This window comes from Streptomyces sp. NBC_00328, from assembly GCF_036139655.1.
Classification (GTDB): Bacteria; Actinomycetota; Actinomycetes; order Streptomycetales; family Streptomycetaceae; genus Streptomyces.
In genome coordinates this window covers 3,490,281-3,515,092 of sequence record NZ_CP108013.1, presented here as the reverse complement: position 1 = coordinate 3,515,092, position 24,812 = coordinate 3,490,281, and the positions used below count along the sequence as shown (strand labels likewise).

Annotated in this window: 21 protein-coding genes; 5 read left to right on the top strand and 16 right to left on the bottom strand. The window is 70.7% G+C overall.

What is annotated here, in order from left to right:
• Positions 1-169 precede the first annotated feature (169 nt).
• From OG485_RS15435 to OG485_RS15395, 9 genes are all read right to left on the bottom strand, one after another.
• Positions 170-961: an intradiol ring-cleavage dioxygenase gene (locus OG485_RS15435; RefSeq protein WP_328668877.1), complete on the bottom strand. Its 792-nt coding sequence runs from the start codon at positions 959-961 to the stop codon at positions 170-172.
• A 372-nt stretch (positions 962-1,333) separates the two neighbouring features.
• The gene (locus tag OG485_RS15430) at positions 1,334-3,031 is read right to left on the bottom strand and encodes a pyridoxal phosphate-dependent aminotransferase (protein ID WP_328668876.1); all 1,698 of its coding nucleotides are present in this window, start codon (positions 3,029-3,031) and stop codon (positions 1,334-1,336) included.
• Between the two features lie 161 nt (positions 3,032-3,192).
• The gene (locus tag OG485_RS15425) at positions 3,193-4,338 is read right to left on the bottom strand and encodes an aldose epimerase family protein (RefSeq protein ID WP_328668875.1); all 1,146 of its coding nucleotides are present in this window, start codon (positions 4,336-4,338) and stop codon (positions 3,193-3,195) included.
• A 56-nt stretch (positions 4,339-4,394) separates the two neighbouring features.
• Complete coding sequence (mmsB, locus tag OG485_RS15420; protein ID WP_328668874.1) at positions 4,395-5,639, bottom strand: multiple monosaccharide ABC transporter permease; 1,245 nt, start codon at positions 5,637-5,639, stop codon at positions 4,395-4,397.
• Positions 5,636-7,186 (bottom strand): multiple monosaccharide ABC transporter ATP-binding protein, encoded by a 1,551-nt coding sequence (gene mmsA, locus OG485_RS15415; RefSeq protein WP_328668873.1) that lies wholly within the window; start codon positions 7,184-7,186, stop codon positions 5,636-5,638. The genes mmsB and mmsA overlap by 4 nt, the downstream gene beginning before the upstream one ends.
• A gap of 32 nt (positions 7,187-7,218) precedes the next feature.
• Positions 7,219-8,331, bottom strand: coding sequence for a multiple monosaccharide ABC transporter substrate-binding protein (gene chvE, locus OG485_RS15410; RefSeq protein ID WP_443048706.1), 1,113 nt, complete (start codon positions 8,329-8,331; stop codon positions 7,219-7,221).
• Positions 8,332-8,470: 139 nt separating this feature from the next.
• Positions 8,471-9,472 carry a hypothetical protein gene (locus tag OG485_RS15405; protein ID WP_443048705.1) on the bottom strand — a complete coding sequence of 334 codons (1,002 nt, stop codon included), beginning with the start codon at positions 9,470-9,472 and terminating at the stop codon, positions 8,471-8,473.
• An 85-nt stretch (positions 9,473-9,557) separates the two neighbouring features.
• The gene (locus OG485_RS15400) at positions 9,558-10,562 is read right to left on the bottom strand and encodes a zinc-dependent alcohol dehydrogenase (RefSeq protein WP_328668871.1); all 1,005 of its coding nucleotides are present in this window, start codon (positions 10,560-10,562) and stop codon (positions 9,558-9,560) included.
• Entirely contained in the window at positions 10,559-11,716 is a 1,158-nt protein-coding gene (locus OG485_RS15395) for a mandelate racemase/muconate lactonizing enzyme family protein (RefSeq protein ID WP_326788006.1), read from the bottom strand. The genes OG485_RS15400 and OG485_RS15395 overlap by 4 nt, the downstream gene beginning before the upstream one ends.
• Before the next feature lie 253 nt (positions 11,717-11,969).
• Here OG485_RS15395 and OG485_RS15390 point away from each other — a divergent pair, with 253 nt between their 5' ends.
• Positions 11,970-12,722: an SCO2400 family protein gene (locus tag OG485_RS15390; protein WP_328668870.1), complete on the top strand. Its 753-nt coding sequence runs from the start codon at positions 11,970-11,972 to the stop codon at positions 12,720-12,722.
• 229 nt (positions 12,723-12,951) lie between these two features.
• Here OG485_RS15390 and OG485_RS15385 read toward each other — a convergent pair whose 3' ends face one another.
• Positions 12,952-13,413, bottom strand: a complete 462-nt coding sequence (locus tag OG485_RS15385; RefSeq protein ID WP_328668869.1) for a MarR family winged helix-turn-helix transcriptional regulator — start codon at positions 13,411-13,413, stop codon at positions 12,952-12,954.
• Positions 13,414-13,522: 109 nt separating this feature from the next.
• Between OG485_RS15385 and OG485_RS15380 the strand changes: the two genes are divergently transcribed.
• The 3 genes from OG485_RS15380 to OG485_RS15370 all read left to right on the top strand — a co-directional run bounded on the left by OG485_RS15380 (position 13,523) and on the right by OG485_RS15370 (position 18,192).
• Complete coding sequence (locus tag OG485_RS15380) at positions 13,523-14,545, top strand: NADP-dependent oxidoreductase (protein ID WP_328668868.1); 1,023 nt, start codon at positions 13,523-13,525, stop codon at positions 14,543-14,545.
• A gap of 148 nt (positions 14,546-14,693) precedes the next feature.
• Positions 14,694-15,512 carry an EI24 domain-containing protein gene (locus tag OG485_RS15375; protein ID WP_328668867.1) on the top strand — a complete coding sequence of 273 codons (819 nt, stop codon included), beginning with the start codon at positions 14,694-14,696 and terminating at the stop codon, positions 15,510-15,512.
• Between the two features lie 217 nt (positions 15,513-15,729).
• Positions 15,730-18,192: a beta-glucosidase gene (locus OG485_RS15370; protein WP_328668866.1), complete on the top strand. Its 2,463-nt coding sequence runs from the start codon at positions 15,730-15,732 to the stop codon at positions 18,190-18,192.
• Between the two features lie 88 nt (positions 18,193-18,280).
• On the opposite strand, the gene OG485_RS15365 is transcribed toward OG485_RS15370, so the two are convergent.
• Positions 18,281-19,255 carry an aldose epimerase family protein gene (locus OG485_RS15365; protein WP_328668865.1) on the bottom strand — a complete coding sequence of 325 codons (975 nt, stop codon included), beginning with the start codon at positions 19,253-19,255 and terminating at the stop codon, positions 18,281-18,283.
• 10 nt (positions 19,256-19,265) lie between these two features.
• Positions 19,266-20,168, bottom strand: coding sequence for an SGNH/GDSL hydrolase family protein (locus tag OG485_RS15360; protein ID WP_328668864.1), 903 nt, complete (start codon positions 20,166-20,168; stop codon positions 19,266-19,268).
• Between the two features lie 308 nt (positions 20,169-20,476).
• Between OG485_RS15360 and OG485_RS15355 the strand changes: the two genes are divergently transcribed.
• Entirely contained in the window at positions 20,477-20,971 is a 495-nt protein-coding gene (locus OG485_RS15355; RefSeq protein WP_326788014.1) for a DUF3145 domain-containing protein, read from the top strand.
• A 108-nt stretch (positions 20,972-21,079) separates the two neighbouring features.
• On the opposite strand, the gene fabF is transcribed toward OG485_RS15355, so the two are convergent.
• The 4 genes from fabF to OG485_RS15335 all read right to left on the bottom strand — a co-directional run bounded on the left by fabF (position 21,080) and on the right by OG485_RS15335 (position 24,765).
• Positions 21,080-22,351, bottom strand: coding sequence for a beta-ketoacyl-ACP synthase II (gene fabF, locus OG485_RS15350; RefSeq protein WP_328668863.1), 1,272 nt, complete (start codon positions 22,349-22,351; stop codon positions 21,080-21,082).
• A gap of 127 nt (positions 22,352-22,478) precedes the next feature.
• The gene (locus OG485_RS15345; RefSeq protein ID WP_261702511.1) at positions 22,479-22,727 is read right to left on the bottom strand and encodes an acyl carrier protein; all 249 of its coding nucleotides are present in this window, start codon (positions 22,725-22,727) and stop codon (positions 22,479-22,481) included.
• Between the two features lie 75 nt (positions 22,728-22,802).
• Entirely contained in the window at positions 22,803-23,834 is a 1,032-nt protein-coding gene (locus OG485_RS15340) for a ketoacyl-ACP synthase III (protein ID WP_328668862.1), read from the bottom strand.
• Between the two features lie 13 nt (positions 23,835-23,847).
• Positions 23,848-24,765: an ACP S-malonyltransferase gene (locus OG485_RS15335; RefSeq protein WP_328668861.1), complete on the bottom strand. Its 918-nt coding sequence runs from the start codon at positions 24,763-24,765 to the stop codon at positions 23,848-23,850.
• Positions 24,766-24,812 lie beyond the last annotated feature (47 nt).

Sequence of the window (24,812 nt, the reverse complement as noted above, 5' to 3'; positions counted from 1 at the left end):
GTCATCTGATGGTCGTATGACGACTCCGGCGCGGGGGATTACGCGAGATGGCCGTGAGCGGAGCGGGCGGCATGCCGGATGCGGCGGCTTCGTCGTCCCGACGGTCGCGGCCGGGGGCGGCCCGCGGGTGCGCGGACCGCCCCCGGCCTTCGTGGGAGGAGGGTCGGGGTCAGCTCGTCTCGACGCCGAGCGTCAGGGTGCCGGTGTAGCCGGCGGAGGTGGTGCTGCCGAGGGCCGTCAGGGTCAGGAGGCCGGAGGAGGCGCCTCCGTCGTCGTAGATGGAGTCCTGGGCGAGGGTGGTGCGGGTGACCGTGTTGGTGGAGTACGGGGACACCCTGGCCATCGCCGTGGTGATCGTCTCGCTGCAGAAGAGCTGGCCGGTGTGGAGTTCCCTGCCGCCGGTGAAGGAGCCGTCGGAGGTGAGGGTGACGCCGGTGTGCACCTTGACGTGGATGTGCACGCAGCGGCCCCGGTACCAGCCGGGATAGACCGTGGTGATGTTCGCGACGCCGGACGTGTTCGTCAGGACGCCGCCGCGCAGGAACGTGCCGTCGTCCGGCTCGCTGTGGCCGTTGTTGCCGACGAAGCCGGAGTACTCGCCGAGCGCGTCGCAGTGCCAGATCTCGACGAGGGCGTTGCTGATCGGCACGCAGGTGTCGTCGTCGACGACGGTGAGCACCAGCTTGAGCGGGGCGCCCGCCTTGCCTTCGGTGACGTCGGCGCGGACGAGCTGGCCGTCGAGGTAGTAGGGGCCTTCGGTCATCTCCTTGGTGAGGGTGCAGACGGCCGCCGCGGCGGGGGCGGCGTCCGCCGGGTCGGCGACGGGGGCGGGGGTGGGGGTGGCGGCGACGGGTGCCGCGGCGGCCACGGCGAGTGCCGCGGCCGAGGCGCCCGTGGCGATCAGTACGGTCCGGCGCCCGAGAGGGGCCTCTGACGTGTCTTTCGTGGGGGAATCTGTCATGAACACGGCACCGTAGAGACGGTTGCTGTCGGACGGCTGTCAGTTCCGTAAAGCCACAGCGCGTCAAGTTCCATGTCGGACACGTTGTCCGGCCGCCTGCCGCACCGGGATGAGGCAGGGCGGGGACATGGAAGAAGCGGAGACGCCGGGGGTTCGGTCCGCCCGGCGCTCCGCCGTGTGGTCCGGCGCCGGAACGCGGCGCGGGACACGAGGGTCCTCGGGCGCCGGGCGGGGACGCAGCTGCCCCTGCCCGCGCCTTCGGTCGTGGCGGTTCCCCGCGGCCGGCCCGTGGGGAGGCCGGCCACGCGGGGATCCCGCCCGGCCTGTGGGGAGGCCGGCCGCGCGGGGATCCCGCGCGGCGGTGTGAGTGGCCTAACCGGCCTGGTTGTACAGCATGGCGCCCACGGCTCCCCAGCCGCCGTTCGGCTGCGGTGGGGGAGGTTCCGGCTGTGTCCTGCCGCGGACCTGGGCCGCCGTCAGGCCGCCCTGCGCGCCCATGGGGGCGCCGCCCCCCATGCCGGGCATACCCGTCTGGGCGGCCGGCTGGAGTCCGGGCGAGGGGGCCGGTGCCTGCATGGCGGCGGGCGGCATCTGGGCCGGCATCGCCCCCGGGCCCTGGGGCGGGGCCGGCCAGCTGGCCGGCCCCGGGGCGGGGTAGCCCTGGGCCGCCAGGGGCTGCTGCGGGGCGGGATAGCCCGGGGCGGCGGCGGGCTGCTGGGCAGGGTAGGGCGAAGCGGCGGCGGGCCGCGGCTGGGGGGCGGACGGCAGGCTGGGCTGCGGGGCGGCGGCGGCCACCGGCTGGGGGGCCGCCGGGGCGGGCTGTCCGGGCCACGCGTTCGCCTGCGCGGCCAGCCCCTGCATGCCGGCTCCGTTGGTGGCGCCGACGAGACGGTCCACCATGGCCGTACCCGAGCCGTAGCCGCCGCCGTTGCTCAGCTCGGGGACGGCGGTCTCCTGTCTGGACCCGTAGAGGACCTGTTCCAGGCCGGCCACCAGGCGGCGTACATCCGACTGGGGGCGTACCACGAGTCGCAGGAAGCGGCTGGACGAGCCGACCTTGTTTCCGCACTCGCGGACCAGGATGCGGTGCTCGGTGAGCAGTCGGTCCCGGACCACGGTGCCTTCGGCGCCGACGGGAAGACGTACGAACAGGAAGTTGCCCTGCGAGGGGTAGATCGTCAGACCGGGCAGCGCGGAGAGCTGGCGGGCCATGTCGAGCCGGTCGCGGCGGACCATGTGCAGGCTCTCCATGTACTCCTTGCCGTGGTTCTTGAGCATGAACACCACGGTCTCCGCGAAGGAGTTGAGGTTCCACTTCGGCAGCATCGAGCGGACCTTGCCCGCGAGCGAGGGGTTGGCGACCATGTAGCCGAAGCGGATGCCGTGCAGGCCGAAGTTCTTGCCGAGACTGCGCAGCACGATGACGTTGGGCCGCATGACCGCGTCCTCGACCACGCTGGGCTCCGACTCGGCGTCGGCGAACTCCAGGAAGGACTCGTCGATGACGACCAGGTCCAGGTCGGCCATCGCGTCCATGAACTGGATGACCGACTGGCGCGGCAGGAAGCCGCCGTCGGGGTTGTTCGGGTTGCAGATGACGGCGACCTTGGTACCGCGCGAGCGGATGAACTTGGCGTACGAGGCGAGGTCGAGCGCGAAGCCGGTGGACTCCTGGAGCGGGAACATGTCGACCCGCTTGCCGGTCTCCATGGGCTGGTCGGTCCAGCGGCCGAACGTGGGGACGGGTATCGCGAGGGACTCACGGACCAGCAAGTGATCGATCCAGGTGATGAGTTCGGTCGAACCGTTGCCCATCGCGACGCACTGCGGCGGAAGTTGGAGCAGCGAGCACAGCTCACTGGTGATCGTGTCGGCGCTGCTCGGGTAATAGGTGATGATCTCGCGCAGCCGGCCCGCGAGTTCGTCGAACATCGCGGGCGTGGGGAAGTACGGATTGCAGGGGATACAGAAGTCCACCGGGCCGGCTCCGTCGCCCTCCCGCGTCAGTGCGGCCATCGACGGGCTGTGCGCCGCGGTGCCGCGAAAGAGCGAGGTGACATTGCCGGCCATGGAACCTCCGTATAAGGCGAGCCCGCTGGGGAGGACGGGCCCCCGTTCTTTGGGTGGCCCGCGCGGGGGAGCACGGGCCGCCCTCTCATACGGATACGGATGTGGCGCTGTTCAATCGTTGTGAGGTCGTGCGGATTTTGTGAACCGACTGTGAGGTCGTGTCACGCGCCGAACGAGTGGACCGTGCTGGTCCGGTAGGTCTGCCCCGGCCGCAGCACCGTCGAGGGGAACGACGGCTGGTTCGGGGAGTCCGGGAAGTGCTGGGTCTCCAGGCACAGGGCGTCGCCCTGACGGTAGATGTGACCGCCGGTGCCGACCAGGGTGCCGTCGAGGAAGTTGCCCGAGTAGAACTGGAGGCCGGGCTCGTTCGACGCGATCGTCAGGGTGCGGCCGGAGGAGGGGTCGCGGAGCGTCGCGACCTGCTCGGGCCTCGCCGTGATCCCCTTGTCGAGGACCCAGTTGTGGTCGATGCCCTTGCCGTACAGGAGCTGCTGGTGGGCCACCCGGATGTCCCGGCCCACGGTCTTGGCGCGGCGGAAGTCGAAGGGGGTGCCGGCGACCTTCGCGAGTTCTCCGGTGGGGATCAGGCCCGAGTCGACGGGGGTGTAGCGGGAGGCCGCGATCTCGAGCTCGTGGTCGTAGATCGAGCCGCTGCCCTCACCGGCGAGGTTCCAGTACACATGGCTGGTGAGGTTGACGACGGTGGCCTTGTCGGTGGTGGCCTCGTAGTCGATGCGCCAGTCGCCGTGCCGGGTCAGGGTGTAGGTGACCTTCGCCCTGAGCGTGCCCGGGTAGCCCATCTCGCCGTCGATGCTGGTGTAGTGCAGGACGAGTCCGACGTCGGAGCCGGAGGTGAAGCCCTCCACGTCCCAGACGTGCTTGTCGAAGCCCTTGGCGCCGCCGTGCAGGCTGTTGACGCCGTCGTTGACGGAGAGCTGGTGGCTCGTGCCGTCGAGGGTGAACTGCCCCTTGCCTATGCGGTTTCCGTACCGGCCGATCAGGGCGCCGAAGTACGGGGTCCTGGCGACGTAGTCGTCGATGTTGTCGAAGCCCAGCGAGACGTTCCTGTACCGGCCGTGCCGGTCGGGGATCTCCAGGGACTGGACGATTCCGCCGTAGGACAGGACCTTGAGCCGTGTCCCGCCGTTCGCCAGCGACCACCGGTGGATCTTGGTGCCGTCGGCGAGCTTGCCGAAGAGTTCCCTCACGGGCTTGCTGCCGCCCGCTGCGTGCGCCGTGCCGATGGTGGCCGCGGTTAACCCCGCTGCCGCCGCCGCTGCGATGACCGTACGTCTGCTCGTTTCCATTTTGCGGCTCCTGCCCAATGGAGGGGGCCCCGCCTTCTGGCGGGGCCCCGGCTGACTTACGAACCGACCTTGCGCTTGTTCCACACGTCGAACCCGACCGCGGCCAGCAGGACGAATCCCTTGATGACCAGCTGGTAGTCGCTGCCGATGCCGACGAGGTTCATACCGTTGTTCAGCACGCCCAGGACGAGACCACCGATGATCGCGCCGAGGATCGTGCCCACGCCGCCACTCATCGACGCGCCGCCGATGAACGAGGCCGCGATGGCTTCGAGTTCGAAGTTCAGACCCGCCTTCGGCGAGGCCGCGTTGAAGCGGGCCGCGAAGACCAGGCCCGCGAGAGCGGCGAGCATGCCCATGTTGAGGAAGACCAGGAAGGTGACCTTCTTGTCCTTCACACCCGACAGCTTGGCCGCCGGAAGGTTGCCGCCGATCGCGTAGATGTGTCGGCCGATGACCGCGTTGCGCATCAGGTAGCCGAAACCGGCGACCAGGACGCCGAGGACCAGCAGGACCACCGGGGCACCCTTGTAGCTGGCGAGCAGCATGGTGACGGTGAGCACCGCGGCGACCAGCGCGACGAGCTTGAGCAGGAAGAGGTTCTTCGGCAGGACCTCGAGCGAGTACTCCTGCTGCCGCTTGCGGTCGCGGACCTCCTGGAGCACCACGAACGCGATCAGACCGAGGCCGAGCAGCAGCGTGAGGTTGTGGTAGTTGGTGGTGGGTCCGACCTCGGGCAGGAAGCTGTTGGCGACCTTCTGCAGGCCCTCGGGGAACGGGCCGATCGTCTGACCCTCGAGGAAGATCTCGGTCATACCGCGGAAGATCATCATGCCCGACAGGGTCACGATGAACGACGGCATGCCGAGATACGCGATGAGGAAGCCCTGCGCGGCGCCCGACGCGGCGCCGATGGCCAGACACAACACCAGGGCTATGGGCCAGGGGATGTCGTGGTTGACCATCAGCACGGCACCCACCGCGCCCACGAACGCCGTGAGCGAGCCGACCGACAGGTCGATGTGGCCCGCGATGATGACGAGCATCATGCCGATCGCGAGGATCAGGATGTAGCTGTTCTGCAGCACCAGGTTGGAGACGTTGCGCGGCAGCAGCAGGTCGCCGCCGGTCCACACGGCGAACAGCACCACGATCAGACCGAGGGCGAACAGCATGCCGTACTGCCGCATGTTGCGGCGCATGCCGTCCAGCAGCAGCCGAAGCAGGCTCTCGTCCGGGTCCGAGCCGCTCTTGCCGGCCGGCGCCGGGGCCGGCGTCTTGGCGGTCACATCCGTGCTCATCGGGTTACCTCTTTGTCCTTCGTCATCTGGCGCATCAGCGTTTCCTGCGAGGCTTCCGCCCGCGAGAACTCACCCGTCAGCCGCCCCGCGGCCATCGTGTAGATGCGGTCGCACATTCCGAGCAGCTCCGGCAGCTCGGAGGAGATGAAGACGACCGCCTTGCCCTCGGCCGCCAGCCTGTCGATGACCGTGTAGATCTCGAACTTGGCCCCTACGTCGATCCCGCGGGTCGGCTCGTCGAGGATCAGCACCTCGGGCTCCGCGAAGATCCACTTGCTGAGGACGACCTTCTGCTGGTTGCCGCCGGACAGCTTCCCCACCGGCTCGAAGACGGTCGGAGCCTTGATGTTCATGGAGGTGCGGAAGCCCTCGGAGACCTGCCGCTCCTCGTGCTCGTCGACCACACCGCGCTTCGCGACCTTGTTCAGGGAGCTGAGCGTGATGTTGCGGTTGATGGTGTCGATGAGGTTGAGCCCGTAGTGCTTACGGTCCTCGGTGACGTACGCGATCCCGCGCTTGACCGCTTCGGACACGGTCTTCGTACGGACCTCCTCGCCGTCCCTGAGCACCGTGCCGTCCGCGTACCGGCCGTAGGAACGCCCGAAGACGCTCATCGCCAGTTCGGTGCGGCCGGCGCCCATGAGTCCGGCGATCCCGACGATCTCGCCGCGCCGCACGGAGATCGACACGTCGTCGACCACCTTGCGCTGCTGGTCGATCGGGTGGAACACGGTCCAGTCGCGGATCTCCAGGGCGGGCGCCGCGCCCGCCTCGGGCTCGTGCGGTGTCCGCTCCGGGAAGCGGTGTTCGAGGTCGCGGCCGACCATGCCGCTGATGATCCGGTCCTCGGTGGTCTCCGGGGCCTTCACGTCGAGCGTCTCGATCGTCCGCCCGTCGCGCAGGATCGTCACCGAGTCCGCGACCCGCTCGATCTCGTTCAGCTTGTGCGAGATGATGATCGAGGTGATGCCCTGAGCCTTCAACTCCAGGATGAGGTCAAGGAGTTTGCCGCTGTCCTCGTCGTTCAGGGCGGCCGTCGGCTCATCCAGGATGAGCAGTTTCACCTTCTTCGACAGCGCCTTCGCGATCTCGACGAGCTGCTGCTTTCCCACGCCGATGTCGGCGACGCGGGTCTGCGGGTTCTCGTCGAGCCCGACCCGCCGCAGCAGCTCGGAGGCGTGCCGCAGCGTCTCGGTCCAGCTGATGATTCCGCGCGTGGAGTGCTCGTTGCCGAGGAAGATGTTCTCCGCGATGGAGAGGTAGGGCACCAGGGCCAGTTCCTGGTGGATGATCACGATGCCGTGGTTCTCACTGGCCCTGATGCCCTTGAAGGAGCAGACCTCCCCCTCGAAGAGGATGTCCCCTTCGTAACTGCCGTTCGGGTGAACGCCGGAGAGCACCTTCATCAGGGTCGACTTGCCGGCCCCGTTCTCTCCGCAGATGGCGTGGACCTCGCCCTGCCGGACGGTCAGAGTGACGTCCGAGAGCGCCTTGACGCCGGGAAAGGTCTTGACGATCGAGCGCATTTCCAGGACGGGTCCCGCCATGGTCGTGCCTTCCAATCACTAGGGGGTGGCGGTTACTTGAGGTCGCTTTCCTTGTAGTAGCCCGTGGTGACGAGCTCCTTCTCGTAGTTGGTCTTGTCGACGCCGACCGGCTGGAGCAGGTAGGCGGGGACGACCTTGGTGCCGTTGTCGTACGTCGTGGTGTCGTTGAGCTCGGGCTTCTTGCCCTTGAGCGCGGCGTCGACCATGTTCCCGGCGACCTTCGCGAGCTCGCGGGTGTCCTTGTAGACGGTCATCGTCTGCTCGTCCGCGATGATCGACTTCACCGACGCGAGTTCGGCGTCCTGGCCGGTGACGATCGGCAGCGGCTTGTTCTTGGAGCCGTAGTCGTCCGACTTCAGCGCGGAGAGGATGCCGATGGAGATGCCGTCGTAGGGCGAGAGCACCGCGTCGACCTTGGCGCTCTTGTACGACGAGGTGAGGATGTCGTCCATGCGCTTCTGGGCGGTGCCGCCGTCCCAGCGCAGGGTGGTGACCTGGTTCAGCGCGGTCTGGCCGGACTTGACGACGAGCTGCTTCTTGTCGATGTACGGCTGCAGGACCTTCATCGCGCCGCCGAAGAAGTACTTCGTGTTGTTGTCGTCGTTCGAGCCGGCGAAGAGCTCGATGTTGAACGGGCCCTTCTTGGAGCCGTCCGCGAGACCGAGCTTCTGCAGGATGTAGTTGCCCTGGAGCTCGCCCACCTTCGAGTTGTCGAAGGACGCGTAGTAGTCGACGTTCTTGGTGCCGAGGATCAGGCGGTCGTAGGAGATGACCGGGATGTTCGCGTCGGCGGCCTGCTGGAGCACGTTGTTCATCGACTTGTTGTCGATGGCGGCGATGATCAGGGCCTTCACACCCTGCGTGATCATGTTCTCGATCTGCGAGACCTGCTGGTCCGGGTCGTCCTCACCGAACGCGAGCTTGGTCTTGTAGCCCTTGGCCTCAAGGTTCTTGACCACGTTGTTGCCGTCGCCGATCCAGCGCTCGGAGGACTTCGTCGGCATCGAGATGCCGATCGTGGCTCCCTTGGTGTCTCCCGACTTGTCCTTGCTGCCGCCGTCGCCGTTCTGGCCGCAGGCGGTCAGGGCGAGGGCGAGGGACGCGGCTCCGGCTATGGCGGTGAGGGCGGCTCTGCGGTTACGCATGATCATCATCCTTGATGTCTTGGACCGGGCTCGGTCTCGCGGAACTCGAACGCTCCGTGAGGGTGGAGAGGAAGGCCGAGAAGGTGTGTTGGATTGTGCGCGACTGTGTCGGCTTCTGTGAAGGGGGTTTGTCCGAACGTTATGAGGGAGTGTCGAACCGGTTCAGAGCGCCGGGCAGACGGGTGCCCAGCGGCGCCATGTCACCGTCCGCTCCGTGCCGTGCGAGCAGGTCAAGGGCGAGCCGGCCGCGCCGCACCCGTTCCCGGGCCGTGCTCAGGGTCAGGTCCCGCAGATGGTGTCCGTACGGGTAGATCCCGGGGGTCTTGGACAGCCCGAACTTCAGATACAGCGGTGCGCCGCGCCGGATCAGCTCGGCGACCTCGTACATCCGGATGTACCCGCCGAGATCGTCGGGGGCCTCGATGTACATGTCCATGGGGGCGGCGGAGACCCGCCGGATCTCGGTGAGGTGATCGAGCGTCAGATCGCTCGGCACGTTCAGCGAGTCGGCGCCGAGGTTCTCGTACACGGCGTACGAGGCCGGATTGACCGGACCGATCAGCGCCGAGACCTTGAACGTCGTGTCGGCCGGAAGGATCCCGGCGACGCGCGCCCGGTGCAGCGTCCACAGCACGCCCTCGTCGGCGACGAGCAGGCACTTGACGCCCAGCTCGGTCGCCCGGACGGCGTCCTCGACACAGCCGGCCACCCCGTCGTGGCCGCGGGCGCGCAGCCCGCCGCCGCGTGAATCGGTGCGCGCCGAGGCGCCTATGTCCCAGATGCCGCGCGGGCCGGTGAACAGGCAGAGTTCGATGTCGCGTTCGCCGGTGGCCTCGACCATCTCGGTGATCTCGGCGTCGGTCAGCATCCAGACACCGCTGCCCTGGCTGATCCGGTGGATCGGCACATCGAGCCGCGAGGCTTCCTTGAGGACCACGGCGAGCGCCTCGGGCCCCTCCACGGAGGGAACCTCGGTGCGCCAGCGGCCGCCTCCGGGGAAGGTGTGCGGCGAGGCGTCGTCGGGGGAGAGGGCGGGCGCGGCCAGGCCGAGTGCGGCCAGGGCCGGCTCGCCGGGGCGACGGGGCGCCGTGGGAGAGGCGTCGGTCACAAGCTGTCCTTCATTGTTCGATATTTCGGGCATGGTTCGTGATGTTGGGCGCGCGGGGCCTGGTGTGCGCCGGTACGGGGCCGTCAGGAAACTCCGTACCGGCGCACGGCTCGGAGGGTCACGGCCTCAGCAGGACCTTGCCGACCTTGGGATCACCGGAACCCACCAGGTCGATGGCCTCCGGGAACGCGGCGAGCGGCAGCTCGTGCGTCACCAGCGGCGACGGGTCCAGCAGCCCCGCCCCGAAGACCCGCACCGTGTGCGCCCAGGCCTCCGGCGGCGCCCCGAACACGGTGTGCACCTCCAGCTGCCGGACGACGAGATCGGTCGGGTCGAGACCCTCGGCACCCGGCGCCGGGATCCCCGTGAGGACCAGGCGCCCGCCGCGCCGCAGCAGGGAGGCGGCGGTGCGCGCGGCGGACGCGGACCCGGCGGTCTCGATGACGACGTCGAAGTCGTCGGGGAGCTGCTGCTCCCTGGTACGGAACTCGGTGGCGCCGAACTCCCTCGACAGCGCGGCCCGGTCGGGGCGGGTGCCCACCACGAGCAGCTCGGCCGGGGAACCCGCCTTCAGGAACTGCACGGCGAACATCCCGAGCGTCCCGGTGCCCACCACGGCCACGCGCTCGCCGGGACGGGCGTTCGCCTTGAGCGCGGCGGCCGCGATGCAGGCGGCCGGCTCCAGCAGGGCGGCGGCCGTCAGATCGGCGTCGTCGGGCAGCACGTGCAGCAGCCGGGCCGGCAGCGTCAGCGTGCCCGCCATGGCACCGGGGACGGTGAAACCCGTCTCCTCGTACCCGGCCGTGCACAACGTTGTCTCGCCCGCGTGGCAACGGTCGCAGACCTGGCAGTTGCGGAAGCCCTCGCCGACGACCTTGCGGCCGACCAGCGTCGCCGGGACACCGGCGCCGACCTCCTCGACGGTCCCGGACCACTCGTGGCCCGGGGTCAGGGGGTAGCGGACGTACCCCTCGGGCCGGTTGCCCTGGTAGACCTCGCGGTCGCTGCCGCAGATGCCGACCGCGTGCACCCGCACGAGCGCCTCGCCCGCCGACGGCGGGACCGGCTCGTGCGGGGCCAGGCGGTGCTCGCCCGGGCCCTCGACGACGACCGCGGTGCTCACTTCGCCCCCTTGGGCTTGCGCTGCTCCCAGCCGTCGGCCCACAGGTCGAACCGGGCCTGCTGCTGGGGGAACTCGGCCGCCGCGTCGACGTCCAGCTCGACGCCGAGCCCCGGCTCGTGGGACAGCTCGAAGTAGCCGTCCACGACCTGCGGGGCGCCCTTGACGACCTTCTTGATCTCCGCGTCGGCGAAGTCGTTGAAGTGCTCCAGGATCTTGAAGTTCGGCGAGGTGAAGCCGACCTGGAGGGAGGCGGCGGTCAGGACCGGGCCGCCGACGTTGTGCGGCGCGACCAGGACGTAGTGCGCCTCGGCGGTGGCGGCGAGCTTGCGGGTCTCCCAGATGCCGCCGATGTGGCCGACGTCGGGCTGGATGATGTCGACCGCCTGGCTCTCGAAGAGCTCGCGGAACTCGATGCGGTCGTGGATCCGTTCGCCCGTGGCGAGGGGCATGTCGACCTTGGCGGCCACCTTCTCCAGCGCCTTGAGGTTCTCCGGCGGCACCGGCTCCTCCAGCCACGCGGGCTTGAAGGGCGCGAGCTCGCGGGCCAGCCGGACGGCGGTGGCCGGCGAGAAGCGGCCGTGCATCTCCAGCATCAGCTCGGTCTCGGGCCCGATCGCGTCGCGCACCGCCTCGATGAGCGACACCGAGTACAGCGTGGCCTCGTGGTCGAGCTCGAAGTGCCCGGTGCCGAAGGGGTCGATCTTGAGGGCCTTGTAGCCCCGCGCGACGACCTCCTGGGCGGCCTTGTGATAGGCCTCCGGGGTGCGTTCGGTGGTGTACCAGCCGTTGGCGTACGCCTTGACCCTGTCGGTGACCTTGCCGCCGAGGAGCTGCCAGACCGGCACCCCGAGCGCCTTGCCCTTGATGTCCCAGCAGGCCATCTCGATGACCGCGATGCCGGACATCACGATCTCGCCGGCGCGCCCGTAGTCGCCGTACTTCATCCGGCGGACCAGGTCCTCGACGGCGAACGGGTCGGAGCCGAGAATATGGTTGGCCTGTGCCTCGTGCAGGTAACCGAGCAGCGCGTCGGTGTGGCCCAGCATGCGGGTCTCGCCGACGCCGGTGATGCCCTCGTCGGTGTGCACCTGGACGTAGGTCAGGTTCCTCCAGGGTGTCCCGACCACGTGTGTGGTGATTCCCGTGATGCGCACGGCAGATGCCCCCTGTGCTTTCAGCTCTGTTCGAAATTTCGTCACACGTTCGAAATGCTGGCGTGACAGTAAGGACGCGGCCCGGGGGGTGTCAATGGGTCGCGCGCATAACGGTTTCGATGCGATGGGCGCAGGATGGCGGGGAATGGTCGGGGGTGTCGGTGTCCGACGGACCGGAATACTGGATTCCGCACAACATCTTCACAACTGCGCCTAGGAACGTTACCGGCGGTGACCCTAGTCTTCCCGCGTCATGGACTACTGCCACGTGTGCCGCAGGCACCTTAACGGCGCCCTCGCCTGTCCCGGGTGCGGTACCCCGGTCGACGAACTCGGCGCGGACACCGACGAGGCCGGCGCGCGCCCGCCGACGGGCGCGGACGCCGACGCGCGCCACGGCGCGGACGGTGACGTCGAGTGGCGCTCCCGCCGGGCCGCGCGGCGGCGCGGGGGCCGTGTCCTGGACGCGGAGGCCGGGAGTCCGGGTGACCCGCAGGCTCCGGCCGGCGCCAGCCGGCGCGACCGCAAGGCGGCCGCGCATCGCCGACGGCGCCGCCGCACCCTGTACATGGCCGTGGGTTTCGTCCTCGCGGCCGGCGGTCTGAGCCTCGCCGAACTCGGCGTCGACGCGCCCGGTCTCGGCCCCAGCCCCGCGGCGGCGGAGTCGCCCGACGGCTCGGCCTCGCCGGCGGCGTCCTCGCTCCCGAAGAAGGCCCCCTCCGAGTCCCCCTCGGCCGGCCGCACGCCCAGCTCCTCCGCGTCGGCCTCCCGGTCCCCCTCCGCCTCCGCCTCCGCGTCTCCCGCCGCGGCGAGCGGGAAGAGCGCCGAGGGTTCCGGATCCCCGACCCTCGGCACCCGCCCGGGTCACTCCGCCTCGGCCCCGGCGACCGCCTCCGCGGGCTCGGGCGCGTCGGCCCCCGCCGGCACGGACCCGACGGCGTCGGCACCTGCGCCGACACCCTCGTCCTCGGACGACTGCAACCGTTTCCTGTGGTGGTGCTCGTAGGCGGGTCGCCCGGTACGGGGTGATCCCTTCGGGGTGTCCTCGGCGCTCGCGGCCGCCGGGATCGGCGGACATCGCCTCGCCGCGGGTTCCGGTTCGCGTGCGGTGACGCGTTCCGGTTTCCGTGGCGCGAGGTGTTCCGGCCCGCCTCTCCGGGCCCGCCGCACCCCGGCAGGCTCGCCGTCGAGGGCGCCGGGTCTCGGTCACCCCCCCCCGCCGGGGGTGCCGCGTCTCAGTCGCCGGCGCCGACGGTGCCGGGGGCCTCGCCCAGCATGCGGAGCAGCAGGTCGCGCAGGGACAGCCGTTCCTGGTCCGAGAGCTCCGCCAGGGGCTCGCGGGCGAAGTCGAGCGAGTCGCGGAGCCCCCCGGCGATTCTGCGGCCCTCGGCCGTCGCCGCCGCCAGTTTCACCCGGCGGTCCACCGGGTCGGGGCGGCGCTCCACCAGCCCCCGTGTCTCCAGCCGGTCCACGATCCCCGTGACGTTCGACGGCTCGCACCTCAGCTTCTGCGCCAGACGGCGCATCGGCAGCGGCTCCAGCGAGAGCAGGCTCAGCAGCCGCGCCTGCGCGCCGGTGAGGGCGTGCGCGGCGGCCGCGTCCTCGTACTCCTCGTGGTAGCGGGCCACGACCGTGCCGATCAACTCGACGACCTCCATGGTCAAGGGGTCGATCCGTGGTCTCTTGTGGGTGGCCATGCCTTGATCCTACCGCGTTACTTGACATCATGAAATATTCAGGCGCATGGTTGTTTCAGGTACTGAAGCATTAGATCCGCTCACCGGTCACCGTGAAAGGCGCACCCTCATGTCCGAGACCCCGCAGCTTCCCTCCACAGGCCGTGAATGGCACCTGGTCAGCCGCCCGGTCGGCTGGCCCCAGCCCGCCGACTTCGCCCTGGTCGAGGCCGAGGTCCGGCAGCCGGGTCCGGGCGAGGTCCTGGTCCGGAACGCCTACGTCTCCGTCGATCCGTACATGCGCGGCCGGATGAGCGCCGCCAAGTCCTACGTCGCCCCCTTCGAGCTCGGCAAGACCATGCAGGGCGGCGCGGTCGGCGAGGTCATCGCCTCGAACGCCGAGGGCATCGAGGCCGGCGACCACGTGCTGCACTTCCTCGGCTGGCGCGAGTACGCCGTCGTGGACGCCAAGCAGGCCGTCAAGGTGGACCCGGGGGCCGCGCCGCTGTCGACGTACCTCGGCGTCCTCGGCATGACCGGCCTCACCGCGTACGCCGGTCTCCTGCGCACCGCCTCCTTCAAGGAGGGCGACTCCGTCTTCGTGTCCGGCGCCGCCGGTGCCGTCGGCAGCCAGGTGGGCCAGATCGCCCGGCTCAAGGGCGCCTCGCGCGTCATCGGCTCCGCAGGGTCCGACGACAAGGTCAAACTGCTCCTCGAGGAGTACGGCTTCGACGCCGCCTTCAACTACAAGAACGGCCCGGTCTCCCAGCAGCTGCGCGATGCCGCCCCCGACGGCGTCGACGTCTACTTCGACAACGTGGGCGGTGACCACCTGGAGGCCGCCATCGGCTCGCTGAACCGGGACGGCCGTATCGCCGTCTGCGGCATGATCTCCGTCTACAACAACACCGAGCCCGCCCCCGGCCCCCGGAACCTGGCCCGGCTGATCCAGACCCGCGGCCGCATCCAGGGCTTCCTCGTCGGCGACAACTACGACCTCCAGCAGGAGTTCGTCCAGGAGGTCGGCGCCTGGATCCGCTCCGGCGAGCTGAAGTACGCCGAGACGGTCGTCGAGGGCATCGAGAACAACCTGGAGGCGTTCTTCGGCGTCCTGCGCGGCGACAACGTGGGAAAGATGATCGTCAAGCTCTGACCGGAGCCGACGCCGGGCAGCCCGGGACGGCCCGGGGGCGCCCCCTGGACGCCCGGGACCGCTCGGGCCGCCCCGGGCTGCCCGGGGCGGCGAAGGCCGCCGCCACCGCGGGCTGTGGCCCGGCGCGGCACCCCGATAAGGTCTCCCCATGCGCGATCTTGGGGTGGGTTTCGGCTATCTGCTGCGCGGCCAGAGATGGGTGGCCCGGCACGGGAAGAGTTTCGGGTTCGGGCTGCTGCCGGGGCTCATCACGCTCGTGCTCTACGCGGCGGCGCTCGTCGCCCTCGGCATGTACGGGGAGGGGTTCGTCACCTGGGCGACGCCGTTCGCGGACGACTGGAGCAGCCCCTGGGAGGGTCTCTTCCGCGGCTTCCTCACCGCCGTCCTGTTCGCCCTGGCACTCCTCCTCGCCGTTCTCACCTTCACCGCGGTCACCCTGCTCATAGGCCAGCCCTTCTACGAGAACCTCTCGGAGAAGGTCGACCGCGACGTGTCCCCGGACGGCACGGCCCCCGAGTCCGGTCTGCCGCTCTGGCGCGAGCTGTGGATCTCCGCGCGCGACAGCCTCCGCGTCCTCGCGCGGGCCCTCGTATGGGGGGTCCTCCTCTTCGCGCTCGGCTTCGTCCCGCTCGTCGGCCAGACCGTCGTCCCGGTGCTCGGATTCTTCGTCACGGGCTTCTTCCTCACCGAGGAACTCGTCGCCGTCGCCCTGCAGCGCCGCGACGTCGACCTCCGGGCGCGCCTCGCGCTGCTCCGCTCCCGCAAGACACTGGTCTGGGGCTTCGGCACCCCGCTGGGTCTCGCCTTCCTCGTCCCGTTCGTCGCGGTGTTCCTGATGCCGGGGGCCGTCGCGGGCGCCACGCTGATGGCCCGGGACCTGCTCGGCGAGGAGATCCGCGAGGGCGACGCGGACGAGGACGACACGGCCTCCGACGGGGCGTCCGAGGAGCACAGCGCCACCTCGTGACCGGGACGCTCCCCGTCGCCGTCACACCCGCTCCGGAGCCCGCTGCCCGTGATCGGACGGGTCGGACGGGTCGGACGGGTCGGACGGGAATCCTCGCCGCCGACTCGCGAGGCGCGGCCAGGACGCCCGCCCGGCCGGCATAAGGGCCCCTACCTCACAGCGTCGCGGCGTACGACGATGGGGCGGACCCGACGGCTAGCGACGAGGAGATGCCGCCATGGCGGACACTGCGGTGGGGACGGCTGGGGACCGGAAGGACGCGGAGGCGGACGCGGCCCGCGAGGCCGTCGTCGAGGCGGCCCTCGCCCGCCTCGGCCTGGACGCGAAGGCCCGGCTGCTGTCCGGCCGGAACATGTGGACGCTGCCCGCGCTCCCGGAGATCGGACTGAAGTCCCTCGTCATGTCCGACGGGCCCATCGGCGTCCGGGGTGTCCACTGGACCGCCGACGACCCCTCCGTCGCGCTCCCCTCGCCCACCGCGCTGGCCGCCACCTGGGACCCGGACCTGGCCCGCCGAGCCGGCGTGCTCCTCGCCCAGGAGGCCCGCCGCAAGGGCGTCCACGTCCTGCTCGCCCCCACCGTCAACCTGCACCGGTCACCGCTCGGCGGCCGCCACTTCGAGGCCTACAGCGAGGACCCGCTCCTGACCGGCGCGATCGGCGCCGGCTATGTCCGGGGCGTCCAGTCCGGCGGGGTCGCCACCACCGTCAAGCACTTCGTCGCCAACGACGCCGAGACCGACCGCTTCACGGTGGACAACCTCGTCTCCGAACGCGCCCTGCGCGAGCTGTACCTGGCGCCCTTCGAGGCCGTCGTCTCCAGCGCCCGACCGTGGGGCGTCATGACCGCCTACAACTCCGTCAACGGCACCACGATGAGCGAGCACCGCCGTCTCGTGAACGAGGTCCTGCGCGGCGAATGGGGCTTCGACGGCTTCAACGTCTCCGACTGGATGGCCGCCCGCTCCACGAAGGCCGCGATCGAGGGCGGCCTCGACGTCGCCATGCCCGGCCCACGGACCGTCTACGGAGAACCGCTCGCCGCCGCCGTGCGCGCCGGCGAGGTCGCGGAGGCCACGGTCGACGCGGCCGTGCGCAACGTGCTCCGTCTCGCCGCCCGCGTCGGCGCCCTGGAAGGCGCCGAACCCGTCGTGACCGAGCCGCCGGCGACCGTGGACGGGGAGGCGCTGGCCCGCGAGGTGGCCCGCCGCGGCTTCGTCCTCGTCCGCAACGAAGGCGCCCTGCCGCTCCCCGAAGGGCACCGGGTCGCCCTCATCGGCGCCGCCGCCCGCGACGCCCGCGTCCAGGGCGGCGGCTCCGCCACCGTCTTCCCCGCCCGGATCGTCTCGCCCCTCGACGGACTCACCGCCGCCCTCCCCGAGGGCGGTCCGACGTACGCGGTCGGCGCCGACCCGGCCGTCGAACTCCCCGTCGCCGACGCGGGGTTCGAGCTGCGCGCGGTCTGCCGCGACGCCGCCGGCGAGGTCATCGCCACCGCTTCCGTCCCGAACGGCCAGATCAAGTGGATGGGCGACGACCTGCCCGCGGGGGTCACCGGAGACACCCTCCACAGCGTCGAACTCACCGGCAGCCTCACCCCGCGCGAGTCCGGCCCGCACACCTTCGGCATCAAGGGCCTCGGCGCGTTCACCCTCACCGTCGACGGCACGACGTACTTCGACGACGTCCAGAGCGCCGACAGGGACGACCCCTTCGTGACGTTCTTCGGCGCCCCCGTCCCCCACGGCCGGGCCGAGCTCACCGCGGGCGAACCGGTGGAGGTCTCCCTCACCCATGTCGTCACGGTCCCCGGCAACGCCCCCCTGAAGGCCGTCGGCTTCTCGCTCGCCCATCAGGAGCCCGTGCGCGACGCGGACGAGCTGATCGCCGAGGCGGTCGAGGCGGCCCGCGCCGCCGACACCGCCGTCGTGGTGGTCGCCACCACCGACCGCGTCGAGTCCGAGGGCTTCGACCGCGAGGACCTCAGGCTCCCCGGCCGTCAGGACGAGCTGGTCCGCGCCGTGGCCGCCGCCAATCCGAACACCGTCGTGGTCGTCAACTCCGGCTCCCCGGTGGAACTCCCGTGGCGCGACGAGGTCGCCGCCGTGCTCCTGAGCTGGTTCCCGGGCCAGCAGGGCGGCGCCGCCCTCGCGGACGTCCTCACCGGCGCCCACGAGCCGGGCGGCCGCCTCCCCACCACCTGGGGCTCCCTGGCCGACGCCCCGGTCGCCCGGGTCCGCCCGGACGGTGGTGAACTCCCGTACACCGAGGACGTCTTCATCGGCTACCGCGCCTGGGAGAAAGCGGGCAGGACCCCCTCGTACCCCTTCGGGCACGGCCTCGGCTACACCGACTGGACGTACGAGTCCATCGAGATCGAGGACCTGACCGTCACCGTCCGTGTCCGCAACTCCGGCCGGCGGGCCGGGCGCGAGGTCGTCCAGGTCTACCTCGCCCCGGCGGAACCCGGCACCGGCCGGCCCGCCCGCGCGCTCGCCGGTTTCGCCGGGGTCGAGGCCGCGCCCGGTGAGAGCGTCGAAGCCGTCGTGGAGCTCCCGCGCCGCGCCTTCGAGATCTGGGACACCGCCGCGGACACGTGGGCGTTCGTGAAGGGTTTGTACGAGGTTCAGGCAGGTCGTTCCCTTCTGGACCGCCGTCTGAGCACGATCATCGAGGCGTAACCTTCGCGCCCCCTTCGGCCGGCCCCGGCCCGGAACCTGACCTCCGGACCGGGGCCGGCCGACAAGCACTGGGGCTTGTCGGACAGGCCTAGGACCGCACGGAGAACCCGTACACCGTCTGCGACCTGTACACCGCGCCGGGCCGCAGCTCGGTGCTCGGGAAGTCCGGCCGGTTCGGGGAGTCGGGGAAGTGCTGCGTCTCCAGCGCGATGCCGTCGTTGGGGGCGAAGGGTTCGCTCAGGTGGTCGGCGGTGTAGAACTGGAGACCGGGTTCGGTGGTCGCGACCGTGAGCACCCGCCCGGACGCCGGGTCGTACAGCTCGGCGACCTCCACGGGAGCGTCGGTGAGCCCCTTGTCGAGCACGTAGTTGTGGTCGTATCCCGCGCCGGTCTTGCGGGGCTCGCGGAAGTCGAAGCGGGTGCCCTCGACCGGGTCGAGTTCCCCGGTCGGGACGAGGTCCTCGTCCACCCGTGTCAGCCGCGAGGCGTCGAGCCGGAGCTCGTGTCCCAGCGCGCTGCCGGAGCCGCCGAGGTTCCAGTACGTGTGGTTCGTCAGGTTCACCACGGTCGGCGCGTCGGTGACCGCCTCGTAGGCGATCCGCAGCGCGCCCCGCTCGTCGAGCGTGTACGTCGCCGAGACCTCCAGACGCCCCGGGAAGCCCTCTTCGCCGTCCGGGCTGACCCGGGAGAGCCGGACCCCGTGTTCGAGCGGCTCCGCGTCCCACACGCGCTTGTCGAAACCGCCGTCGCCGCCGTGCAGCGTGTTGGGGCCGTTGTTCGGCTCCAGGCGGTACGTCACCCCGTCCAGCGGGAAGCCCGCGCCCCCGATCCGGTTCGCGTACCGCCCGACCAGCGCGCCGAGATACGGCTCGGGATGGGACGTGTACCCCTCCAGGGCGGGGAAGCCCAGGGTCACGTCCACGGCCCGCCCGTCCCGGTCCGGCACCTCGGCCGACTGCACGATCCCGCCGTACGTGAGCACACGCACCCGGACACCGGCGCGCTCCAGCGTCCAGCGGTGGACCCGGGTGCCGTCGGAAAGTGTGCCGAAAAGTTCGCTCATGAGGAAAAGCCTAGGTCACGGGTTCGCGTGCCGTCACAGTCCGGTAGGCGATCTCGGCGAGTCGCGCCTGGCCGTCCCTGCTCGGGTGGAACCAGTCCCAGTGGCTCAACTGGTCCGTGCCGAAGCGGTAGTCGAACACCGCGTTCCCGTCGAAGCGGCAGCGCCGGTCCTTGGCGCACACCTCGCGCAGCACCTGGTTGTACTCCTTCACCCGGTCCTGCACCTGCCCGCGCCGCAGGGTCGCCGCCGCGTTCAGCGAGTCCGCGTCCCCGAGCATCGAGGGGCAGATGCCCAGTTTCCAGACCTGCTTGCCCAGCGGGTTGCCGCGCCCCTGGGACCAGAGCCGTTTCAGGTCCGGCACGCTCGACACGTACACCTGGGTCTTCGGCAGGGCGCCGCGCAGCGTCTTCATCGCGTCCTGGAACTCGGCGCGGAAGTCGGCGACGGACGTCATCGCCGAGGCGGAGGACCGGCAGGCATCGTTGGCGCCCGCCATCACCGTGACCAGCTCCGGCCCGCGGGTCGCCGCCTGGGCCATCTGGCCGGGAAGGTCCGCCATCCGCGCCCCGGTCACCGCGTAGTTCCAGCTGCGCTCGGCCGCCCCGGCCGTGCCGAGCAGCCGTACGGCAAGACTGTCGACCTGCGGATCGCTGCCGGTCGCCCACGACACCTCGGGGCAGTCGGACAGCACACTGCACGCGTCGAAACCGCGCGTGATGGAGTCGCCGACCGCGGCCATCGAGTCCGGGCTGCGGTCCCAGACCGGCGTGGGTCTCGGGGACGGCCGGGTCCCCGCCGACCCGCTGGACGCCGGGGAGTTGCCACCGGTGGCGTCGCAGGCGGCGATGCCCAGGAGAGCCGCCGTCGCGGCGACGGCGAGGACGGCCCGCGAACGGTGGCTGCGATTCCGCATCCCCTGGTCTCCTCGTTCGTTGTACAGGGTTGGTCGGCACCCGCTCCGCGCGGTCGGTCGCACCACGTCGTACACGGTCGGTCGCACCGCGTTCCCGCGGTGTGGCCGTCTTGCCCGGGAGACGGGCCCGGACCCCCGGCGAGGGAGTCCGGACACGTCCCGCCGGGTGAAACCTCGGAGGTTCACGGCGCTTGGACCGACGGTACGTCACACTCCTTGCGCCGCCGCAGGGTAGCCTCGCCACGTGGCCGCCCTGCCACTGCCGTTCCGCTAAGTTACAAGATGTCTCGCTCTGTCCGGAGGCCCCAGTGACGACACGTGGAGTTCTCTACGTGCACTCCGCGCCCCGCGCGTTGTGTCCGCATGTCGAGTGGGCGGTCGCGGGGGTGCTCGGCACGCGCGTCAGCCTCGACTGGATCCGGCAGCCCGCCGCCCCCGGCACCTGGAGATCCGAGTTCTCCTGGAAGGGCGAGGTCGGCACCGCCTCCAAGCTCGCCTCCGCGCTGCGCGGCTGGCATCTGCTGCGCTTCGAGGTCACCGCCGAGCCCTGCCCCACCGCCGAGGGCGAGCGCTACAGCTGCACGCCCGAGCTCGGCATCTTCCACGCCGTCACCGGGATCCACGGCGACATCCTGATCCCCGAGGACCGGCTGCGCGCCGCGCTGCTGCGCTCCCAGCGCGGCGAGAGCGACCTGGAGGCCGACCTCGCCAAGCTCCTCGGCAAGCCCTGGGACGACGAGCTGGAGCCCTTCCGCTACGCGGGCGAGGGCGCCCCGGTCCGCTGGCTGCACCAGGTGGTGTGACACCCCGTCAGGGGCGCGGCACCGCAACCGAGGAACGTACGGCGTGTGGCCCGTACCCCTGGTTCCAAGGGGTACGGGCCACACGCCGTACGGAACGGACTACCGGCGTCAGACGGAACGGAACGCCAGCACCACGTTGTGCCCACCGAAGCCGAACGAGTCGTTCAGCGCGGCGATGCGGCCCTCGACGGGCAGCTTGCGCGCCTCGCCGCGGACGATGTCGGCGGCGGCCTCGGCCTCGGGGTCGAGGTTCTCCACGTTGATGGTCGGCGGGGCGAGACGGTGGTACAGGGCGAGCACGGTCGCGACCGACTCGACGCCACCGGCGCCACCCAGGAGGTGACCGGTCATCGACTTCGTCGCGGAGACCGCGAAGTGGTCGGCCTCGTCGCCGAACACCTTGCGCAGCGCCTTCAGCTCGGCCACGTCACCGGCCGGCGTCGAGGTGGCGTGCGCGTTCACGTGCACGATCTCGGTCGGGTCCAGGTCGGTGTTGTCGAGCAGGTTCTGCAGGGCGTGCGAGATGCCGCGGCCCTCGGGCTCCGGCTGCACGATGTCGTGCGCGTCGGCCGAGATGCCCTGGCCGACCGCCTCGGCGTACACCCGGGCGCCGCGCTTGGCGGCGTGCTCGGCGGACTCCAGGACGAGGACGCCCGCGCCCTCGCCCAGCACGAAGCCGTCACGGGCGACGTCGTAGGGGCGCGAGGCACCCTCGGGGTCGTCGTTGTTCTTGGACATCGCCATCATGTTGCCGAACGCGGCGATGGGAAGCGGGTGGATGGCCGCCTCGGTGCCACCGGCGACGACGACGTCGGCGCGGCCCGTGCGGATCATCTCGATGGCGTAGCCGATCGCCTCGGCGCCGGAGGCGCAGGCGGAGACCGGGGTGTGCACACCGGCGCGGGCGCCCACGGCGAGCCCCACGTTGGCGGAGGGACCGTTCGGCATCAGCATCGGGACGGTGTGCGGGGAGACGCGGCGTACGCCCTTCTCCTTCAGCACGTCGTACTGGTCGAGGAGGGTCGTCACGCCGCCGATGCCGGAGGCGATGACCGTGCCCAGCCGGTCGGGGTCGACGCTCGGGTCCTCGCCCGCCTTGTCGGTGAAACCGGCGTTCGCCCAGGCCTCCTTGGCCGCGATCAGCGCGAACTGCGCCGAGCGGTCCAGGCGGCGGGCCTGCGGGCGGGGGATGACCTCGCCCGGCTCCACGGCGATCTGCGCCGCGATACGGACGGCCTGGTCGGCGGCCCACTCCTGCTCGAGAGGGCGGACGCCGGAACGTCCGGCGATCAGGCCCTCCCAGGTAGAGGCTGCGTCGCCACCCAGCGGTGTGGTTGCGCCGATACCGGTGACGACCACGGTGCGATTGGTCGGGCTCACGGGAATTCTTTCTCCAACGGATACGAGGATTCAGCGGCGCCACCGCCGGGTGGCGGGGCATCAGCCCAGGGCAACCAGGGCACTAGGCCCCGGTGAACCCGGACGGTCGGCCCAGGTGACCGAAAGGTCAGGCCTGGTTCTTGAGGATGTAGTTCGTCGCGTCGCCGACGGTCTTGAGGTTCTTGACGTCGTCGTCCGGGATCTTGACGTCGAAGCGCTCTTCGGCGGCGACGACGACCTCGACCATGGACAGCGAGTCGACGTCCAGGTCGTCGGTGAAGGACTTGTCCAGCTGGACGTCCTCGGTGGGGATCCCGGCGATCTCGTTGACGATCTCGGCGAGACCTTCGACGATCTCTTCCTGAGTGGCGGCCATGTCAGGCGCTCCTTCGGTGTGTTTCCAGAGGGGTGGCGGTATTCCGTACGGACCGGATGATCCGGTACGGAGTGCCTAGGGGAGGGTAACGACCGTCGCGGCGTACACGAGACCCGCCCCGAAGCCGATGACGAGCGCGGTGTCGCCGCTCTTCGCCTCACCGGTCGCCAGGAGCCGCTCCATCGCGAGCGGGATCGAGGCGGCCGAGGTGTTGCCGGTGGTGCGCACGTCACGCGCGACCGTGACGTGACCCGGCAGTTTCAGCGTCTTCACCATCGAGTCGATGATCCGCTCGTTGGCCTGGTGGGGAATGAAGACATCCAGGTCGTCCGGCGAAAGTCCGGAGGCTTCCAGCGCCTCCTTGGCGACCTTCGCCATCTCGAACACGGCCCAGCGGAACACCGCCTGGCCTTCCTGCGTGATGGCAGGGAACTTGATCTCGCCCTTGGAGTCGAGCGGAAGCTGGGAGACATCGCCGACCTTGAAGCGGTCCCACGGCACGGTCTGCTTGATCGTGCCGGCCTTGTCGCCCTCGCTGCCCCAGACCGTGGGGCCGATGTGCGGCTCGTCGGAGGGACCGACGACGACCGCGCCCGCGCCGTCGCCGAACAGGAAGGCCGTCGCGCGGTCCTCCAGGTCGGTGAGGTCGGACAGCCGCTCCACGCCGATGACGAGGACGTACTCCGCGGAACCCTCGACGATCATGCCCTTGGCGAGGGTCAGGCCGTAGCCGAAGCCCGCGCAGCCGGCCGAGATGTCGAAGGCCGCGGCCTTGTTCGTGCCGAGCTTGTCGGCGATCTCGGTGGCGATGGCCGGGGTCTGGGAGAAGTGCGACACGGTGGAGACCACCACGGCGCCGATCTGGGCGGCGCTGATGCCGGCGTCGGCGATGGCCTTGCCGGACGCCTCGACCGACATCGCGGCCACGGTCTCCTCGTCGGAGGCCCAGTGCCGGGTCTCGATGCCGGAGCGCGAACGGATCCACTCGTCGGACGAGTCGATCGTCTCCAGGATCACCTCGTTGGGCACCACCCGGACGGGACGGTAGCCGCCGACGCCGAGGATGCGCGCGAACGGAGCGCCCTTGGGTGCCTTGATCTTCGACATGCTCTCGGGCTCCTCAGGCAGCGCCGTGCTCGGCGATGAGCTCGCGAGCCGCGTCCAGGTCGTCGGGGGTCTTCAGGGCCAGCGTCGTGACACCGGGCAGCGCGCGCTTGGCCAGACCGGTGAGCGTGCCGCCGGGGCACACCTCGATCAGCGCGGTCGCGCCGAGCTTCTGGAAGGTCTCCATGCACAGGTCCCAGCGGACCGGGTTGGCGACCTGGCCGACCAGGCGGGAGACGACCTCGGTGCCGGAGGCGACCGTCTGGCCGTCCCGGTTCGAGACGTAGGTGACCCGCGGGTCCGCCGGAGTCAGGTCCTCGGCAGCCTTGGCCAGCGCCTCGACCGCGGGGGCCATGTGGACGGTGTGGAACGCGCCCGCCACCTTCAGGGCCACGACACGCCGGACACCCTCGGGCTTGTCCGCCTCCAGGGCGGCCAGCTGCTCCAGCGTGCCGGCGGCCACGATCTGGCCCGCGCCGTTCACGTTCGCCGGGGTCAGCCCGAGCTTCTCCAGGTGCGCGACCGTCGTGTCGGGGTCCCCGCCGAGCAGCGCCGACATACCGGTCTGCGTGATGGCGGCGGCGTCGGCCATCGCGAGGCCGCGCTTGCGTACGAGGGTCAGCGCGGCGGTGTCGTCGAGCACTCCCGCGAACGCGGCGGCGGTGATCTCGCCGACGCTGTGGCCGGCGACGGCACCGGGGGTGACGTCACCGAGTGCCGCGGCGGACAGGAGACCGGCGGCGACCAGGAGCGGCTGGGCGACAGCCGTGTCGCGGATCGCGTCCGCGTCGGCCTGCGTGCCGTAGTGGGCAAGGTCCAGCCCGAGGGCGTCCGACCACGCGGCGAGGCGTTCGGCGGCGCCGGGGAGGTCGAGCCAAGGAGTCAGGAAGCCGGGCGTCTGAGCGCCCTGGCCGGGAGCGACGAGTACGAGCACTCTCACACTCTCTCTTGTGGACGGCCACGGCCGCCCGTGGGGACAGG